Raw genomic sequence first — 18,369 nt, 5'->3', positions numbered from 1 at the left:
GAGGTTGCATGTTCGACAGCAATAAGCGGGATCGTGATGCTCGCATGGACGGCCGTGCACTCGGGCTTGGACTTCTCATCGGCGCCGCGATCGGTGCCGGCGCTGCATTGTTGATGGCGCCGGCTACTGGTGAACAGACCCGTCGACAGCTGCGTCGCAATGCACGCCGAATGGCGGAGCAGGGCGGGGACACCCTCTCGACGTGGTGGGACGATGCCGACGAGTCGGCGCGTCGTATGGCGCGGCGTGGGATGAAGCAGGGGCGCAAGGCGGCCGTGCGTGTCCGCGAGCGGGCCCGCGAAGTTGCGCCTTGGTAAGCGCGCCGGGCGCCTACCGGAGCGTTCTGAGCTCCTCGTTGGCACTCTTTCGATACTGATCGTCGTTCGCGTCCTGGAACGGAGTGCGTAGGGCAGCCTGATAGGCGGCACGTGCTTCGTTCCGACGCCCGGCGTCTCGATAGACCCGCGCCAGATCCAAGTGGTGCACCAATCGATTCGGCTCGGCGGCGACGGCGAGCTCCATATAGCGAATTGCCTCCGCCCAGCTGGCGCTGCCCAGCACCTGTCCGCCGAGAAATGCTTTCGCGACCGCTCTCGAGAAACCGCTCAGTCGCATCACTTCGGCGTTCCAGACACCAAGCACGTGCAGCGCACCCGCATGGTTGGGGTGAAGCTGTAACGCCTTGAATGCTTCATCTCGCACTTCGAGGGCATACTTCACGCGCTCGCGGGGACTTGCCGCCAGCGCGGTGCGACCGACCGCCCGCGCCAGCTGAAAATGCCCTTCAGCGTCTCTGCTGTTCGCCGCAACGGCCCGTCGCGCGTAGTCCGTGGCCCGCTCGTATAACGCGGTGCGGGTCTCGGCGTTCTTCTCGAATTCACCAAGATCCACCGCTTCTCGCGCGGCCTTCCACAACGCCACGTATGATGTAGGCTCCGCTTTCACCGCGCGTTCGAAGTTGCCGAGCGCGGCGGACGACCGACGCGCGGTACTCTCGCGATCTCCCGCAGTGAGCAGGTCACTCACGCTTTGCGCGGCGAGAGCGCAAGGTGCCAGTGGCAGCCCCGGCAGCACAACCGCTGCCGCCCCGACGGTGAAACTGATTGCCCATCGACGTGCGATGCGGACGGCGAGGATGTAGGTTGGCTGCATCATGAGGACTCAATGTTGGCACGCGCGCTGATCGAGCGAAAGCGCGACGGCGGTCGAATTACTCCCGCCGAGTGGCGCACGCTCATGTCGCAGTACGCGACAGACGAAGTTCCGGACTACCAGATGGCTGCGCTGGCGATGGCCATCTACTTCAACGGGCTCGATCGCGACGAGATCGGCGCGCTCACCGACGCCATGTTGCACAGCGGCGCCGTGCTCGACCTCGACCATCTTACGATGGCGCGCGTCGACAAGCATTCCACCGGCGGCGTCGGCGACAAAGTGTCGCTGGTGCTGGCACCACTCGTGGCATGCCTTGGTGTCGCCGTTCCCATGATGTCCGGTCGCGGACTCGGGCACACGGGCGGTACCCTCGACAAGCTCGAATCGATCCCCGGTTTTCGTACCGATCTTTCGCTGGCGCGCGCCACGGCGCAGCTGGAGCGCATCGGCTGCGCGTTGATCGGACAGACGAACGAGATCGCGCCCGCCGACCGCCGGTTGTATGCCCTGCGCGACGCGACCGCGACGGTGGAGAGCATTCCGCTGATTTCGGCGAGCATTATGTCGAAGAAGCTGGCCGAAAGCCTCACGGGGCTTGTACTTGATGTGAAGCGCGGCTCCGGCGCCTTTCTCCCGGAACTCGATCGTGGACTGGCCCTGGCCCGCACGATGATCGAGCTCGGCGCCGACCATGGCTGCCCCGTGGTGGCGCTTCTCACTGCCATGGACCGGCCGCTTGGACGCGCCTGTGGCAATGCGCTCGAAGTCGAGGAGTCGATCATGGCCCTTCGTGGCGAGGGCCCGCCCGACCTCATGAAGGTGACCTACGCCCTCGGCGCGGAGATGTTGGTGCTGGCTGGTGTGGCCACCGACCGCGACGACGCCCTCCGTCGCATGGCGGTCGCCATCTCCAGCGGCCGGGCGGCGGCCAAGTTCCAAGAGATCATCGCGGCCCAAGGGGGTGACCCACGGGTGGTCGACGATCCGTCGATCCTGCCGCAGGCGGCCGAATGCGAGCTGTACCTGGCCCCTCGTGACGGCGTGATCGCGCAGGTGGAGCCGAAGGCTATCGGCCGTGGCATCACCGCGCTGGGGGGCCAGCGGACCAAGGTGGAAGACGGCGTGGATCCCAGTGTGGGCTTCGTGATCACCGCCCGATCGGGTGACATCGTGCGGGCCGGTGAGCCGTTGGCAACGGTGTTTGCCAGAGACCGGAACGGGGTGCAGGCCGGACTCGCGGCCCTGCGCACGGCAATTACGATTGGCGACGATGCTGATCCCCCGCTGCCGCTGATCTCACATCGCGTCACCGAGGCGGGGGTGGAAGTCTATGATTAGGTCGGGAGGGGCACTCCCTGTTCTCCGTCGCTGTAAATAGTTTCCATCGTGGCCGTGAACCGACGGCCGGTTGATCACCGACGCCCAGCGTCCCCGTCGCCATCCCATGATCGCTCCGAAGACGAACAGACTGCTCAGTCTCGTGGCCGCCGCCGTCGTGCTGCCCCTGCTCGGACTCTACGGGCTGCTGATGTATATCGCGACCCCGAGTCCAACTGGTGGCATGGAGCCAACAGTCACCACGATCTGCTACATCGCGTTCACGTTCATTTTCACGGCGCTGATCGTCGTCGCGCTGAACTTCTCGACGCAGCTTTCGCGTGAAGCGAAGGGTGTGTACCTCACGCCGTAATTCAGGCGCGGCTCGATAGTGCGAACAGCGCGGGATCGTCATGATCCCGCGCTTTTTATTAGTATGCAGCGCAGTAGAACGCAGTCGGAGTACGCGAACCGCGATTGCGGTCGCCTTGGTCTCTTGTCGGCGCCTCGCTCAAAACCATGCGAGCGGCAGCACTTTTTCACGGCTGGGCCCAGTTCAGGGTATCGGGGCTACACGTCAACTCCGAACAGCGTGCGGAAACCTTGTGTATGTCTGTTGGGGCATGTAGCATGGCGATTCGCATTCCCGAATCCGGGATCCCATCTACGTTTTGCCGGAGATTTGCCCGATGCTGACTCGTCGCTTCGTGGCGGCGCTCTGCCTGGCAGTTAGCCCAACCGCCATGCACGCGCTCCCCGCCCCAGGAAGTGGTCCGCCGACTGAGTACGTCGACCGCGAGCGTCTCCGTAGCACCGTCGTCACGAGCCCGTCGCAACAGAGCGGCGCGGTGCGTGGGCACGTCGTGGTTGTGGGCACCGGCACACCCGTTGGGAGCGTACAGATCCAACTGGGCACACGGGGCGCGCAGACGAACGATGTCGGTGCGTTCGCGTTTCCCAACGTGGATGCGGGGACCTACACTCTTCAAGTGCGCATGATCGGCTTTGAGCGTGTGACCCGATCGGTCACGGTGACACGCGGGCAGACGGTTGAGGTCACCATTGAGCTGAAACGCATGGCGCTCAGCCTCGATCAGGTGGTGGTCACGGGTACCGTTGGCTCGGCGCGGCGTCGTGAAATCGGCAATTCCATTTCCCAAATCGACGTCACGTCGCTGCCGGAAGTTCCGACCTCCGTCGACAATTTGCTGCAAGGCAAGGCGACCGGGTTGACGGTCACAGCGAACAGCGGCGGCGTGGGTGGTGGCGCCTCGATTCGCCTGCGCGGCAACGTGTCCGCCACGCAAAACAACCAGCCGCTGATCTACATCGACGGCGTGCGCGTGAAGAACGATGGCTTTCCCAAGAACACCTTCCCCACCGGCTACTCCGGGAACAGCGATAACACGGTGTACAGCCCGCTGAACGATATCGATCCCGGCGACATTGAGCGTGTCGAGGTGATCAAGGGCCCGGCGGCCACCACCTTGTACGGCACCGAAGCGGCGTCCGGCGTCATCCAGATTTTTACCAAGCGCGGACAGACACGCGGTCGGCGCTGGACGCTGCAGACCGACCAGTCGGCGAGCACGACGCCAAAGTATGGCCCGACGCAGGGATTTGAGGGCAACCCGCTCGTCATTCCGGCTTCGGAAATCAATCCGTTCGGCACGGTCGACTTACTCTATCTTGATCCGTGGCTGCGCACCGGCTACAAGAACAAGTACTCGCTCGCTCTCGATGGCGGCCGCGATGACGTCAAGTACTTCATCTCGGCAAGCTCGTCCCGTGAAACTGGCGTGCTGCCGCTGGACAAGGCCGATCAGACGACCATTCGTGGAAACCTTACGGTAACGCCGCGCAAGGACGTCACGCTGGAGTGGAACTCTTCGTTCAGCACCAACTCCATGACGAAGACGCCGGCCGGCGGCACCGCGGCTGGCCTCACCCTCAACGCCTCGCGTCGGAACCGCAACTACTTCGGCTCGGCAGATCCGGCGCAGATCGGTCGCGTGCTCGATTTCCAACTCGATAGTCGTGTTGATCATTTCATCACGGGCGGCCAGGTGCAGTACCAGCCGAACGAGAACTTCACGACACGACTGATTCTCGGGTACGACCTCGCCACGCAGGAAACACGCAACTATATGCCGTTCGGCTTCGCCACGGTGCCGAAGGGGCAGATCAGCAACGGTGTCTATACAAGCCGGACGGGCACGTTCGACTATGCCGCGACCTATTCGCACAATCTGTTCGGAAAGCTGCGGACGAGTCTCTCGGCGGGGGCACAGGCCGTGTCCGCAGATCAGGTGAACGTGGTGGCCGGGTCCAGGGACTTCCCGGGACCTGGAGAGCAGACCGTCTCCAATGGTGCCGTATTCTTGGGCATCGAAGACCGCATTCGCGTGACCAACGGTGGGCTTTTCGTCCAGAACGTGTTCGACTTGAAGAATCGCTACTTCCTCACGCTGGGCGTGCGCTTTGATGGCAACAGCGCGTTTGGTAAGTCGTTGGGTCTGCAGAGCTATCCGAAAGTGAGCGGTTCGTACGTGCTCTCCGATGAATCGTTCTGGCCGGAACGCTTTGGCACAATGAAGTTGCGGGCGGCCTACGGTCAGAGCGGTCGCGCCCCAGGCGCCTTCGACGCCCTGCGGACATGGACGTCGTACAGCTGGGGCGGTACGTCGGCGTTCGTTCCGCGCAACTTGGGCAATCCGAACCTGGGCCCCGAGCGCACCACCGAAATCGAGGGTGGGTTTGAAAGCGCCACGTTCGACGGCCGACTCACCGTCGACGTGACGACCTATCGTCGTCAGACCCGAGACGCACTCTTTGCCGTGAGTCAGTCGCCGTCAGAAGGCGGGTGGAACAGCCAGCTCGAGAACGTCGGCCGCCTGCAGAGCAATGGCGTGGAGATTGGTGTCAATGCCACGCTGCTGCAAGGCAAGCGTTTGGGCTGGGATGCAGGCTTCACGTATTCTACCAATTACAGCAAGGTCTTGAGTCTTGGCGGCGCCGCGCCGTTCACGCTCGGCAACTTTGGCTGGATTCAGGAAGGAAAGCCTGTGCCGAACATCCAAGGATTCTGCGTAAGCAATCCGAACGAGTTCGCGGCACCCGTGCGTAAGGCCAACTGCGACATTGGCCCCAATACCCCGACCCATACCATTGGTGGGAATACGAGCTTTACGCTGCCGTGGGCGCTTACGCTGTCGGCGCGCGGTGAGTATCAGGGTGGCCACTTCGCCTACAGCCTGCTGGATGGTGAGGCCATCGTGCGCGGCATCCGCTGGCCGTCGTGTTTCAACGCCTATGCGCAGCTGGATGCCGGCAATCTCGCGGCGGTACCGGCGGGCATTCGCGGCCGATGCATTTCGTCGCTGGCCATTCGGGACTACGCCATTTTCCCGCTCGATTTCTTCCGGTTGCGCGACATCACGCTGCGTCGCTCATTCGCGCTGCACGTTGGTGGGGTGACCAGTGCGCTGGTGTCGCTGTCCGGCCAGAACGTGCTGTGGTGGAAGAAGGCGAAGAACTCCGCCATCGATGCCGAGACGTCGGGAGGTTTCACCACCGGAAACACCGGCATGACGCAGCAGGTTCGCAGCGTCGGCGGAAGCATTCCGATTCCGCGCACGTTCCTGATGTCCGTCCGCCTGACGTTTTAACTGGAGATCCCATGACCACGACCTATACAGTACGAACGGCCGGACGTGTGGCTCAACGCGGCCTTGCACTCGTCGCCGTCCTCGGCGGCCTCTCCGCCTGCGATCTCAGCGTCAGTAATCCTGGGCCAACGCAGGATGCCTTTCTCGCGGACTCGCTGTCGTTGACGGCACAGGTGGCCGGTGTTGGCTACACGCTCGGCGATGGCATGAACTATGTCGTGCTCCACAGTGCCGTCGCAACGCGCGAACTCTTTCCGACCGGCCAGAGCGGCCAGTTCGGCGTCGAGCCGCGCAACTGGGTGGGCCAACTCGTGACCGAGGAGCAGGGCACCCCGTGGAATCTCGTGTCGCGTGCGCGCTGGCTCGGCGACCAGGCGGTGGCGCGGCTGCAGACGGTGCTGGGCCCGACGGCCTTCGCCAAGCACCCGCAAGCGGCGCAGGCGCTCATTTGGCGCGGCTTCACCTATCGTGTGCTTGGCGAGGCGATGTGCGTGAGCATCATCAATGGCGGCCCGGCCACGCCGGCTCGTGACAATCTTGTCCGCGCGGAGTCGACCTTCACGGCCGCGATCACGGTGGCCACGGCGGCGAACAACACCACGTTGATCAACGCCGCCTACGCCGGACGCGCGCAGGTTCGCGTCGCACTTGCCGACTGGGCTGGTGCGGTGTCCGACGCGGGACGCGTGCCCACCAGCTTCTCGTACAAGATGCCGTACTACGCCAACGTCGACGAGTTCGGCTACAACCGCACCATGTGGTCATCAACCGCGCAGTCGTTCTACAAGGCGACGTCGGCGTGGAACACGTGGTATGCACAGTATTTCGATGAGACGAGAGATCCCCGCGTGCCCTACACGCTGACCGCGCTCAAGGGCTCCGGCGCCTTCCCACCGGTGGGCGCGGTGAACTGGTGGCCACAGGCGAAGTACGTCACGAATACCGCCGGCGTGAATCTCACCTCGGGGCGCGAAGCGCGGCTGATCGAGGCCGAGGCGGCGCTCCGCAGTGGGAACGTCGTCGGCGCGATGACCCTCATCGATGCGAATCGCGCGAGTGCTGGTGCATCGGTGGCAGCACGTCCGGCGACACTCGCCGACGCGTGGACGCTGCTCAAGCGCGAGCGCGGCATTGAACTGTGGCTCGAGGGGCGACGCCTCGCCGACCTGCGCCGATGGGCCGCTACCAGCACCCCGGGCTCGCTGGATCCGAAGGAAGTCCCCGGCGCGGCGTCGTACCTTGAGGCGCAGAGCTCGTGCTTTCCCGTTTCGCGGCAAGAAATCGATACCAACAAAAACAACGTAGGTACTCCATGAACCGTCGCCAGCTTTGTTGGCGCCGAGTGGGTATGGGTAGCGTACTGGCGTTGCTAGCCAGTGCGCTGCCGGTGCTCGCGCAGGCGCCCGATGCCAGCGTGCTGGTCGTGCGTGCGGCTGCCATCATCGATGGCACCGGTGCCGTCCGTACAAACACGGACGTCGTCGTTCGTGGTGGGCGGATCATCGAACTACGTACGGCCCGCGGTCGGGCGGATATCGATCTTGGCACACGCGTCCTGGCGCCAGGATTGATCGACACCCACGTGCACATGGGTTGGTACATCAACGAGAAGAAGCGACTGCATCGCGCGGACGACGGCGATAGTGAGCCGACGGCCACGCTCAATGTCATGGGCAATGCACAGCGCATGTTGCAGGCGGGCTTCACGACGGTGCAGAGCGTGGGTGGCATGGAGGACAAAGCCGTTCGCGATGCCATCAATCGTGGGGTGATTGCGGGTCCGCGCGTGCTCACCTCGCTCGGTTCGCTCAACGAGAACGCTGGGTCGCCAGATTCCGTCCGCGCCACGGTGCGCCGGTTTCACGACCGCGGTGCCGACGTGATCAAGATTTTCGCCTCGAAGAGCATTCGGGACGGCGGCGTGCAGACCATGACACAGGAGCAGCTCGACGCGGCCTGTGGAGAGGCCAAACGTTTGGGCTTGCGCTCGATTGTGCACGCGCACGCGGCATCCGCCGCGAAGGCAGCGGTTCGGGCGGGATGCACGCAGGTAGACCATGGCGTGCTGGTGGACGAGGAAGCACTGCAGATGATGGCGAAGGCGGGGACGTTCTTCGAGCCGCAGTGCGAGCTGGTCTCGCGCAACTATCTCGACCATAAGGAATGGTTCCGTGGTATCGGCAACTACAACGACGAAGGATTTGAAGCGACCGAGCGCTCGCTGGCGTTGCGCAGGGATCTCGTCAAAAAGTACCTCGCCGTCCCGGGATTGAAGGTCGTCTATGGCACCGACGCAGTCGCTGGCGCCCACGGAGACAACGCTCGCGACATGAGCTGCCGCGTGACGCAGAACCGTGAGAAGGCGGTCAATGTCATCACCTCCGCCACCTCGATGTCGGCAGCATCGCTCGGGCTGGGAAGCACCATCGGAAAGATCGCGGTTGGATACGAGGCGGACCTCGTGGCGTTTGATGGCGATCCGCGCACCGATACCTCCGCCTTCGAGCGCGTGTCATTCGTGATGAAGCATGGCGTCGTCTATCGTTATCCGCCGGCAATCGCCGGGCCGTCGCGCAGGTATCCACAATGATCGGTCGTGTTGCCTCCCTGACGATTTTGTCGTTGGCGTGCGTCATGCGCGCCGGCGCACAACGGGTGGATTGGCCAACCACCAGCGGCGACGCGGGCGCGATGCGCTACTCGGCGCTCGCCGACATCAATCGCGAGAACGTCAGCCGACTGAAGGTCGCGTGGCGCTGGAATACGGGCGAACGCAGTATTCCCGCCTCGGCCGGTCAGAAGCCTGCGCGCCCCGGTTTGTTCCAGGCATCTCCGGTCGTCATCGGCGACACCTTGTACGTCTCGACTGGATACGCCGCGGTGGCTGCGCTCAACGCCAAGACCGGCGTCCAACTGTGGAAGTTCGATCCGGAGATCTGGCGCGCCGGACAGCCGTCGAACGGGACGGGCTTGGTGCACCGGGGTGTCGCTACGTGGTCATCGCGCCGCGAGCGACGCATTTTCATCAATGCGCGCTGGAAGCTGATTGCGATTGATGCGAAGACCGGAAAGCCGATTCCGTCGTTCGGCAACAACGGAGAGGTGGACCTCACGGCAACGCTCCGTCGCCCGGTGAACAAGCTGCAGTACACGAACACCTCGCCGCCGATGGTGTGGGGCAACCTGGTGGTCGTTGGGAACGGCGTGGGCGATCGGATCCGGTATCGCAACGATCCGCCGGGGGATGTGCAGGCGTTCGACGTCAGGACCGGCAAGCGGGTGTGGAGCTTTCACACCATTCCCGATTCGGCCGAGTTTGGCTGGAAGACGTGGGAAGATGGCTCGTATAAGTACATGGGCCACACCAACGTGTGGTCACCGATGAGCCTCGATGTCGCACGTGGGCTGCTTTTTCTTCCGGTGTCGACGCCTACCAACGACTGGTATGGTGGCGACCGCAAAGGCGACAATCTGTTTGCCGAGTCGGTAGTCGCGTTGGATATGCGCACGGGGAAGCGGGTGTGGCACTATCAGCTCGTGCATCACGGACTGTGGGACTACGATCTACCCGCGCCGCCGGTACTGGCCACGATTACCTGGAATGGACGTCCGCGTGATGTCGTCGCGGTTCCGTCAAAGACGGCCTGGATCTACGTGTTCGATCGGGTTACCGGCAAGCCGATCTGGCCGATCGTGGAGCGACCGGTGCCGGCGAGTGATGTGCCGGGCGAACGCGCGTCCCCGACGCAACCGATGCCCACGAACCCGGCCCCGTTCACAAGGCAAACGGTGACCGAGAACGACCTCATCGACTTTACGCCGGAACTGAAGCGCCGCGCACTCGAGGTGTTCAGGAAGTACCGCAGTGGTCCCATCTTCACACCACCGTCTGAACAGGGTACGATCACGATGCCGGGCTCGATCGGCGGTGCCGGCTGGGGGAGCACGGCGTACGATCCGGTCACGCATACTCTATTTGTGAAGGGTACGAATAATCCGGTGCTCTACCGAATCCAAAAAGGTGTTCCCAACGACACCATCGGGTATGACTACACCGTGGATCTGACGGGAAGCGGGTTGGGTGTGACCGCCGATCCGGACTCCGGCATGGCAGATCACACGCCGCCGCAGCAGTTGCCGCTGATCAAGCCGCCCTATGGCAACATGACGGCGATCAACTTGGATAGCGGCAAGCAACTGTGGCAGGTGCCGCTGGGCGACACGCCGGCCATCCGCGATCATCCGTTGCTCAAGGGTGTCGCACTCCCCCCGCTCGGTGTGGCCGGCGCCGTAGGCGGCACGGTCACGCGAGGTGGGCTCATTTTCGCCACGGGTGGCGGCGCAGTGCTGTACGCGCTTGATACTCGCGATGGAACGGTGCGCTGGCAATACGATCTGCCGGCGGGGCGCGGCTACTCGAATCCTGTTTCGTATCGTGGCGCCAACGGCGTGCAATACATCGTCATGGCAACTGGCGGCGGCGACAACTCCGAGCTGGTGGCCTTTTCTCTCGACGGCGCACACTGAGGTGCGTCGCGTCGGAGGAGATAGCGCGTTAGCGCGCCATCTCCTCCGCGGAGCGGAGCGCCAGCGCACAGAAGGTCAGCGTGGCATTCGCGCAGGATGCGCTCACACACGTCGGTGCCCCCACCACGAACAGGTTGTCGTGATCGTGTGTTCGACCCCACGAATCCACCACCGACGTGGTCGGGTCGGTGCCCATGCGACAGCCGCCTGCGGGATGATCCTGCCACGCGCTGCCTTCGCCTGACGCTCCAGTCAATACGGTACCGCCCCCAGCGCGGGCCATTTTCGCGAAGAGAGTACGCAGCGTCTCATTCGAGTAGCCGCGGAGCGCGGCCGACTCAGGGGCATCGCGGAATGCCAACTTCGGCAGCGGGTCTCCCCACGCATTTTTTCGCGTCGCATCGAGCGTGAGCTCGCTGGACCGGTCGGGAATCACGTCGTAATACGAGCGCACGCGCGCGACACCAGTTTTCGTGCGCTCTCGCCAATCTTTCATGATGGCGTCGCCGAGCAGCGGCCTGCCGGCGTCGTCACGAAGCCTTGGCTCGCGGCCGACTGACGACTCCCACACCCGCAGGTCGTGGCGCAGGTACTTCTCGCCCTCTGGGGCGCGCATGAACTGCTTACTCAAGAGCGAATGGTGCGCGCTCATGCCTGGATACAGCCGCATGGGCAGCGCAAGGTAGGCCTGCTGGCTCCGGTGTCCGGCGAGATACTTGCCGACCGTGCCGGATCGGTTGGCCAATCCATCCGGTGCGCGACTGCTGCGGGAGAGCAACAGCAGATGCGCGCTCCACGCGTATCCTGCGGCAACCACGAACTGTTTCGCGCGGAACTCGACTGCCGTGCCGGCGCCGCTGCCGCTGCCCGTGCCCGCACCGCGCTGCATTGCCTCCGCCGCGACGATGCGCGACGATTGCTCCGCGAGCACAAGGCGCCGTACGATGGTGCGGGGATACAGGGTAATGCGGTTGGCTTTGCGCAGACGATCCCACGTAACGTCCGGCGAGTACTTCGCGCCGGTGGGGCAAATGGGTGAGCAGGTATCGTTTCGGCAGCACTCGCTGCGCCCATCGTACGGGCGTGAATTCTTGGCGGCTGGCTGACTCCACATCACGATACCAGCCTGTGTGGTCCACTCTTTGAGCAAACCGAGGTTGTAGGTCAGCGGAAGTGCGGGCATCGGGAACGGCTTGCCGCGCGGGTCCATCGCCGGCGGCCCTTGCTCCCCCGCAACACCGATGATCTCTTCCGCTTCCTGATAGTACGGATCGAGCTCGTCGTAGGAGATTGGCCAATCCGTGCCCACGCCAAAAAGTGACCGGGACCGAAAATCCTCCGGTGACCAGCGTGGTGTCACCCCACCCCAGTGCATCGCGAGTCCGCCAACCTGCATCGACCGCGACTGCAGCGGACCCTCGATTTCGTAGCCATCGAGGTGATCATTGGGCCACGGGCTCTCGCCGTACGCCTTGAATCTCTCGCGCAGCGCGTACCGTTTGGCCAGCGGTGGCGCTTCATCGCCCGCCTCGACCACGACAATCTTGCCTCTTGTGCGGCGCGCCAGCTTCTGCGCGACCATGGCGGCACTGATCCCTGAGCCGATGATGCACACGTCGCATTCGATCACCAGACGCTTCGTCGCGCTTCTCATGTGCGGCTGCTCCTTGCGAGCGGCAATGGCTTTCGGGACGACATCGCCAGCGGACGACAATTCTCGCGCAGGATCTGTGCGTCGTAGCACAGGTCGGTCGCGGCGTCGCTGCCGTAGAAGTGCGCCAGAAGTGCGAGTGCCACGTGGGGGCACCGGCCGATGGGAGGGATGCGGTCCTCCTTGAAGGCCTCGAGTTCCACCCGTATGAGCGCCTGGCGTTGCGCAATGGTCAGCGAGGCGAACGGCCGTGAGTGCATGCGCGCTCCGGACCGATCCAGTGCGTCCAGCTGAGTGGCCCACCGCGTGGCCGGCGTGGGGCCGGTCGATGATAGTTTGGACGTCCCGTATCCGTGCACCAGCTCCACGCCCTCGCGATACCCGGCAATCCATCGCTGAAATCCGTCAACGCTCGCCGCCATGCGCGCGCGGCCGAGCTCCGCCGGAAGCACCGCCTCGCCCAGTGCAAGCAACGTCTGTGGACGTCCCACGAGATCATCCACCGCGGCGGCATGCGCGAGCTGAACGAACGACGCCGTCGGCAGCGCGCTGGCGAGTGCGGCGAGAAACGTTCGTCTGGAAACACCGCGCATGGTTGTCACTCCGAGAGACCGAAGGGTCGAACGACCGCCGAATGGGCAATGTGCAGGTGCGAGTGAGCAACGGCAAGCGTTCCAAGAACCAGCGGGCTCCCACGTCTCGGGTCCCTCACGCCCTGAGTCAGGCGCGGTCGATGGAGCGAACAGCGAGGGATCGTCATGATCCCGCGCTATTGCGAAGGGTGCCAGGCGCTCACACGTAGGGTCACGACGTGCGATCCGTGTTCAGGATCACAACAGTCGATTACGTGTACACGATTTTCACGCTCGAGGATGCTCTCCATGCGCGATGCCATGCGCGATGCCATGCGTCACATCACATTGTTCACGCTCGCCACCGTCGCGCTTGCGCTGAGCGCGTGCACTGGAGATGCGCCGACCAGTCCGGCCGCAAGTGACAGCCCCACGGTCACGCCGACCACAGACGCCGTGACGGTCGTGTCGGCGAACGGCACTCAGGCGGCGATGGTCGGGGTGCCGTTCACGTACGATGCCACCAAGGCCGGTACGGTGTTCAGCGATCCGCGGAAATCGGGGCTCACGTACAGTGTGTCGTTCACACCCGCCGTGACGGGAATGACGGCGGCCAACGGCTACATCACCGGGACGGCCAGCACTCCCGGTGTCTACACGGTGACGATCACGGCGCGCGACAACAGCGGCAGCAGCGCATCGCACAGCTTCGCCATCGTGGTGTTCGCCGGTGATCTCACCGCGCCCACGTTGGCGGCCACCGCACTCCTCTATTCCGATGCCAGCAGCCCGTTGCCACGTCATTTCGCGCAGGCTGCCCCGAACGCGGGCAGTCCGATCGGTGCCGACAATACGCCGGCGTCCAACATCACCACCAACGCCGGTGCCACGCTGGGCCGCGTGTTGTTCTACGACCGCCGACTGTCGGTGAACGACCGGGTGTCGTGCAGCTCGTGCCACCAACAGCAGTTCGCATTCTCCGATACCGCTCGCTTGAGCCGCGGGTTCGCCGGCGGCGCGACCAATCGTCACAGCATGGGCCTCGCCAACGCACGCTTCTACGCGAACGCCCGGTTCTTCTGGGATGAGCGTGCGGCGTCGCTCGAAGCGCAGGTGCTGCAGCCCATTCAGGACGGTACCGAGATGGGGATGACGTTGCCGAACATGTTGTCCAAGCTGTCCGCCACGACATACTACCCGGCGTTGTTCAGCGCCGCCTTCGGATCGGCCGAGATCACGAGCGACCGCGTCGGTCTCGCTCTTTCGCAGTTCGTGCGTTCGCTGGTGTCGGTGAACTCGAAGTTTGATCGTTCGTTCGGCGCGAATGGTGCGCCGAATTTCGCGGCCACCTTCACGGCGCAGGAGCTCGCCGGACAGGATCTCTTCAACGGTCGCGCTGGGTGCGCGCGCTGTCACGGCACGAACGCGCACATCAGCGACAACACGCACAACACTGGTCTCGACGCCACGATCACCGATGTCGGCGCCGGCAACGGCCGCTTCAAAGCGCCATCGCTGCGCAACATCGCCGTGCGGCCGCCGTACATGCATGACGGTCGCTTTCAGACGCTCGAGCAGGTGATCGCGTTCTACGACTCCGGTGTGCAGAACAATCCGGGGCTCGACCCCCGCCTGCGCACACCGGGCGGACCGCCGCTTCGCCTCGTTCTCTCGGCGGCCGAACGGACGTCACTCGTAACCTTCCTCAGAACGTTGACCGACAGCACGTTTCTGACGGATGTCAGGTTTTCGAATCCGTTTGGTCGGTAAAACAACAGGGAGTCGCGAGTGATGGGTAAACGTTCGGAGTCCTGAGTGTTTACTCACAACTCGAAACTTCCACTCACGATCTGCGACTTAGTACCAGTAAGTCGGTCCGCACTTCGACGCGGGCGTTGATCGACTGAACGTCTTGTCTCCAATCCTCCGAAGCGTCGTCAATCGCGCACCACTCGAGTCCACTTGGACAGCGAACAGGCGTTGCGCGTCCAACGAAAGCGTCACGAATTGTCCATCCGCTCGGGTACGCTCCTCAACAACGCCTGTCCCGATATGCCTGTCCAGCACAAGCGAGCCGTCCACGAAGCCGGCAAACCACACGTCGTCCGTCGTGACGAGCAAGGGCTTTCGCGAGCGAATGATGGGATCTGGAGTCAGTTTGTCCAGCGCGCTGACCAGTGCCTCACGCGCTGAGGCGTTGCCCAATTCGTCAGCCGCAGACTCCATGAGCAGTCGACGGGCACCACTGGTGAGAGTGTCGACGGGCGAGGAGAAGCGTCGCGATGAACTCGACGACTTCGTCATCAAGGTGAGCAGGGAGTCCAGCATGACGACCGAGTCGCCGCACACTGCAAACGCTCTGGGGAATGGGGTCGACGGGATGCCGACTTGCTGAGTCGACTGCGGCGTGACCGCAACGCGTATGCGCTTCAATCCATCGACACGTTGGATGGGCTCCGGTTGCCGATCAAGCGGTCCGCTCAGGATCGTCAACACCTCACGCGAGATGTCTACACCGTTTTCACTATCGTCCTTGTTCGTTGAGCTGACGGCAACGAACATTCCATTCTGGAGTCGACCGATAAGTCGTAACATGCCGACGCTTGGCCACGCCGAGAGAGCCGTCGCAGCAACTACGCGGAGGTTTTCGTCAAAGATGGTGAGCCTTCTGACCTGCGGATCCCAGACGGCGATTGAGTCGCCGCCGAGTGGAAAGAGCGCCGACACCGACAGAAACTCGCCTGGTCCGCGTCCTGCGCCGCCCGCTTGCGCAACAACCCGACCGACGCTGTCACGGGTACGCAGCTGAAGGGAACTCGCATCGAGAGCAACGGTTCGTCCTCGGCCGATGGAAACTCCTTGGAGCGGACTATCCTCGGTGCCATCGGCAGAACGTTCAAGCGGTGATTCCATGATCAGCTGATCGGCACTTGGCGGTACTTCAGCGCGCGTTGTGTCGGGCTTTCCACACGCCGCCGACATCGCTAACGCGATGACGGCGGCGGAAGCAGTAAATCTTCGAGCTTTCAGACGCAATGTTCGACCGTGAAATACGACGTACTTGTCGTCGTGGACCCGTCGGGGCGTATGCAGACGGTGGCTACGCTGAATCGCGTCCTTGCGCCTGTCGCCTGAAGAACGGGCGGGCCGGGATCGATCGTGTTAATGAAGTATGTCGTCGAACTCGACGACGATCCCGTGCATATCGTCCCGTCGTCCTCACAAGGATCGCCACACGGTAGGATTTGTGCAGCAATCGATGCGGGCAACAGAGCGGTTGCAACAGCTGCGGCGATAAAACGATTCTTCATAGAAGCGCCCTTAGCTCAAGCATTCGGCGCACCTCAACCCAAAACCCGACACTCGCGTGAGTGTCGGGTTTTGCGTCCAAGTCCCGAGTCAACGGTTTCGTATCGCCAGCCTAGACGTCGAGATTCGTCACGAATCTCGCATTCGCTTCGATGAACAACCGGCGCGGTTCGACTTCGTCGCCCATGAGCGTTTGGAACGTCTGGTCGGCCAGCACGGCGTCTTCCATGGTCACGCGAAACATCGTGCGCGTTTCCGGATCCATCGTCGTCTTCCACAGCTGGTCGGGGTTCATTTCGCCGAGACCCTTGTAGCGCTGGATGTTCACGTTGCCGCGCCCTTCCGGACCACCGAGCCGCTCCACGTAACCGTCGCGCTCCTTCTCGGTGTAGGCGTAGTACTCTTCCTTGCCCTTGGCCACGCGATACAGGGGCGGTTGGGCGATGTACATGTACCCGGCGTCGATCAGCTCCGGCATCTGACGGAAGAAGAACGTGAGCAGCAGCGTGCGAATATGCGCGCCGTCCACGTCGGCGTCGGTCATGATGATGATCTTGTGGTAGCGCGTCTTCGCGAGGTCGAACTCTTCCTTGATACCCGTGCCGCTCGCCGTGATGATCGTCCGGATTTCCTCGTTGTTCAGCACCTTGTCGAAGCGCGCCTTTTCCACGTTGATGATTTTACCGCGCAGTGGCAAAATCGCCTGGAAGTCGCGCTTGCGTCCCTGCTTGGCCGACCCGCCGGCCGAGTCACCTTCCACGAGATAAATCTCGCAGAGGGCAGGGTCGGAGAGTGAGCAGTCGGCCAGCTTGCCCGGCAGGTTGGCCACGTCGAGCGCCGACTTCTTGCGCGTGAGGTCGCGCGCCTTGCGTGCCGCCTCACGCGCCCGCGCCGCCGACATCGCCTTGTCGATAATGATGTTGGCCGACTTCGGATGCTCGTCGAGGTACTGCGTAAGGAGTTCGTTCATCACGCTGCGCACCGCGCCTTCCACTTCCGAATTGCCCAGCTTGGTCTTGGTCTGGCCTTCGAACTGTGGCTCCAGCACCTTCACCGACAGCACCGCCGTGAGGCCTTCACGCACGTCGTCGCCGGACAAGCGCGTTTCCTTGTCTTTCTTGTTGAGCGTCGACTTTTCCTGGATGTACTTGTTGATGACCAACGTCAACGCGCTCTTGAAGCCGGTCAGGTGCGTACCGCCTTCGTGCGTGTTGATGTTGTTCACGAACGAGAACACGTTTTCGGCGTAGCTGTCGTTGTACTGCAGCGCCATCTCGATGCCGATGTCGTCGCGCATCGTGTCGATGTAGACCACGTCCTGATGCAACGGCTTCTTGTTGCCGATCAGATACGTCACGAACTCCTTCAGGCCGCCGCGCGCGAAAAATACTTCCTCTCGCGCCAAACCATCCTTCATCTCGTCCGGGCGCTCGTCGCGCAGCGTGATCTGAATGCCCTTGTTCAGATACGCGAGCTCGCGGAGACGACTGGCGAGTGTGACCCACTCGTAGCGCAGCGTTTCCTGAAAGATCTCCGCATCGGGCTGGAACCAGACGCGTGTGCCCGTTTCCTTCGCCGCCACGCTGCGCATTACCTTGAGCTTCGTCTGCGTGATACCACGCGCGAAGTCCATGTAATGCTCCTTGCCGTCGCGCTTGATCCACACCTTGAGCTGCTTCGACAAGGCATTGACCACCGACACGCCGACACCGTGAAGGCCACCCGACACTTTGTAGGTGTCCTTGTCGAACTTGCCGCCCGCATGCAGCACGGTCATGGCAAGCTCAACGCCCGGCATCTTCTCGATGGGGTGCATATCCACGGGAATACCACGACCGTTGTCTTCGACGGTGATGGAGTCGTCGGCGTGAATCGTGACGAACACACGGTCGGCATGGCCGGCCAACGCTTCGTCGATCGAGTTGTCCACCACTTCGTACACGAGGTGGTGCAGGCCGCGCGCCGACGTAGACCCGATATACATGCCGGGGCGCTTGCGGACCGCTTCGAGCCCCTTGAGAACGGTGATGCTGTTCGCGCCGTACCCGTTCTCGGGCTGTTCGCTGCTATTCGCCATGAGGTGGGGATATCCCGAAGAAATGAACTGCGGCGGCCTTTCCACTGGCCTGCAAACACAACCCCTCAATATACCTGATCCCGCCTCGGCAAG

13 protein-coding genes are annotated in these 18,369 nt (G+C 63.1%); 8 read left to right on the top strand and 5 right to left on the bottom strand.

Annotated features, from left to right (window positions below; all coding sequences use genetic code 11):
• Nucleotides 1–8 precede the first annotated feature (8 nt).
• Nucleotides 9–317: a YtxH domain-containing protein gene (locus ACLL97_RS17335; RefSeq protein WP_411281734.1), complete on the top strand. Its 309-nt coding sequence runs from the start codon at nt 9–11 to the stop codon at nt 315–317.
• Between the two features lie 13 nt (nt 318–330).
• On the opposite strand, the gene ACLL97_RS17330 is transcribed toward ACLL97_RS17335, so the two are convergent.
• Complete coding sequence (locus ACLL97_RS17330; RefSeq protein ID WP_411281733.1) at nt 331–1,155, bottom strand: hypothetical protein; 825 nt, start codon at nt 1,153–1,155, stop codon at nt 331–333.
• A 9-nt stretch (nt 1,156–1,164) separates the two neighbouring features.
• Between ACLL97_RS17330 and ACLL97_RS17325 the strand changes: the two genes are divergently transcribed.
• The 6 genes from ACLL97_RS17325 to ACLL97_RS17300 all read left to right on the top strand — a co-directional run bounded on the left by ACLL97_RS17325 (nt 1,165) and on the right by ACLL97_RS17300 (nt 10,667).
• Nucleotides 1,165–2,493, top strand: coding sequence for a thymidine phosphorylase (locus ACLL97_RS17325; RefSeq protein ID WP_411281732.1), 1,329 nt, complete (start codon nt 1,165–1,167; stop codon nt 2,491–2,493).
• Between the two features lie 106 nt (nt 2,494–2,599).
• Nucleotides 2,600–2,845, top strand: coding sequence for a hypothetical protein (locus tag ACLL97_RS17320; protein ID WP_411281731.1), 246 nt, complete (start codon nt 2,600–2,602; stop codon nt 2,843–2,845).
• Between the two features lie 316 nt (nt 2,846–3,161).
• Complete coding sequence (locus ACLL97_RS17315; RefSeq protein ID WP_411281730.1) at nt 3,162–6,140, top strand: TonB-dependent receptor domain-containing protein; 2,979 nt, start codon at nt 3,162–3,164, stop codon at nt 6,138–6,140.
• Nucleotides 6,141–6,151: 11 nt separating this feature from the next.
• Nucleotides 6,152–7,456, top strand: a complete 1,305-nt coding sequence (locus tag ACLL97_RS17310; RefSeq protein ID WP_411281729.1) for a RagB/SusD family nutrient uptake outer membrane protein — start codon at nt 6,152–6,154, stop codon at nt 7,454–7,456.
• Entirely contained in the window at nt 7,453–8,730 is a 1,278-nt protein-coding gene (locus ACLL97_RS17305; protein WP_411281728.1) for an amidohydrolase family protein, read from the top strand. Before ACLL97_RS17310 ends, ACLL97_RS17305 begins: the two co-directional genes overlap by 4 nt.
• On the top strand, nt 8,727–10,667 hold the full coding sequence (locus ACLL97_RS17300; protein WP_411281727.1) for a pyrroloquinoline quinone-dependent dehydrogenase: 1,941 nt from the start codon (nt 8,727–8,729) through the stop codon (nt 10,665–10,667). Before ACLL97_RS17305 ends, ACLL97_RS17300 begins: the two co-directional genes overlap by 4 nt.
• A gap of 28 nt (nt 10,668–10,695) precedes the next feature.
• Here ACLL97_RS17300 and ACLL97_RS17295 read toward each other — a convergent pair whose 3' ends face one another.
• Together ACLL97_RS17295 and ACLL97_RS17290 are read right to left on the bottom strand one after the other, a co-directional pair.
• A complete protein-coding gene (locus ACLL97_RS17295) occupies nt 10,696–12,321 on the bottom strand; it encodes a GMC oxidoreductase (protein ID WP_411281726.1) in 1,626 nt (541 codons plus the stop codon).
• Entirely contained in the window at nt 12,318–12,911 is a 594-nt protein-coding gene (locus ACLL97_RS17290; RefSeq protein WP_411281725.1) for a hypothetical protein, read from the bottom strand. Before ACLL97_RS17290 ends, ACLL97_RS17295 begins: the two co-directional genes overlap by 4 nt.
• Before the next feature lie 288 nt (nt 12,912–13,199).
• Here ACLL97_RS17290 and ACLL97_RS17285 point away from each other — a divergent pair, with 288 nt between their 5' ends.
• Nucleotides 13,200–14,660: a cytochrome c peroxidase gene (locus ACLL97_RS17285; RefSeq protein WP_411281724.1), complete on the top strand. Its 1,461-nt coding sequence runs from the start codon at nt 13,200–13,202 to the stop codon at nt 14,658–14,660.
• Between the two features lie 87 nt (nt 14,661–14,747).
• On the opposite strand, the gene ACLL97_RS17280 is transcribed toward ACLL97_RS17285, so the two are convergent.
• Both ACLL97_RS17280 and gyrB read right to left on the bottom strand, forming a co-directional pair.
• Nucleotides 14,748–15,218, bottom strand: coding sequence for a hypothetical protein (locus ACLL97_RS17280; protein WP_411281723.1), 471 nt, complete (start codon nt 15,216–15,218; stop codon nt 14,748–14,750).
• A gap of 1,093 nt (nt 15,219–16,311) precedes the next feature.
• Nucleotides 16,312–18,276 carry a DNA topoisomerase (ATP-hydrolyzing) subunit B gene (gene gyrB, locus ACLL97_RS17275; RefSeq protein WP_411281722.1) on the bottom strand — a complete coding sequence of 655 codons (1,965 nt, stop codon included), beginning with the start codon at nt 18,274–18,276 and terminating at the stop codon, nt 16,312–16,314.
• Nucleotides 18,277–18,369: the final 93 nt, after the last annotated feature.

It is taken from the genome of Gemmatimonas sp., assembly GCF_046594945.1.
Classification (GTDB): Bacteria; Gemmatimonadota; Gemmatimonadetes; order Gemmatimonadales; family Gemmatimonadaceae; genus Gemmatimonas.
Note: the sequence above shows the minus strand (reverse complement) of the source record. Positions and strands in the feature narration are given on the sequence as shown.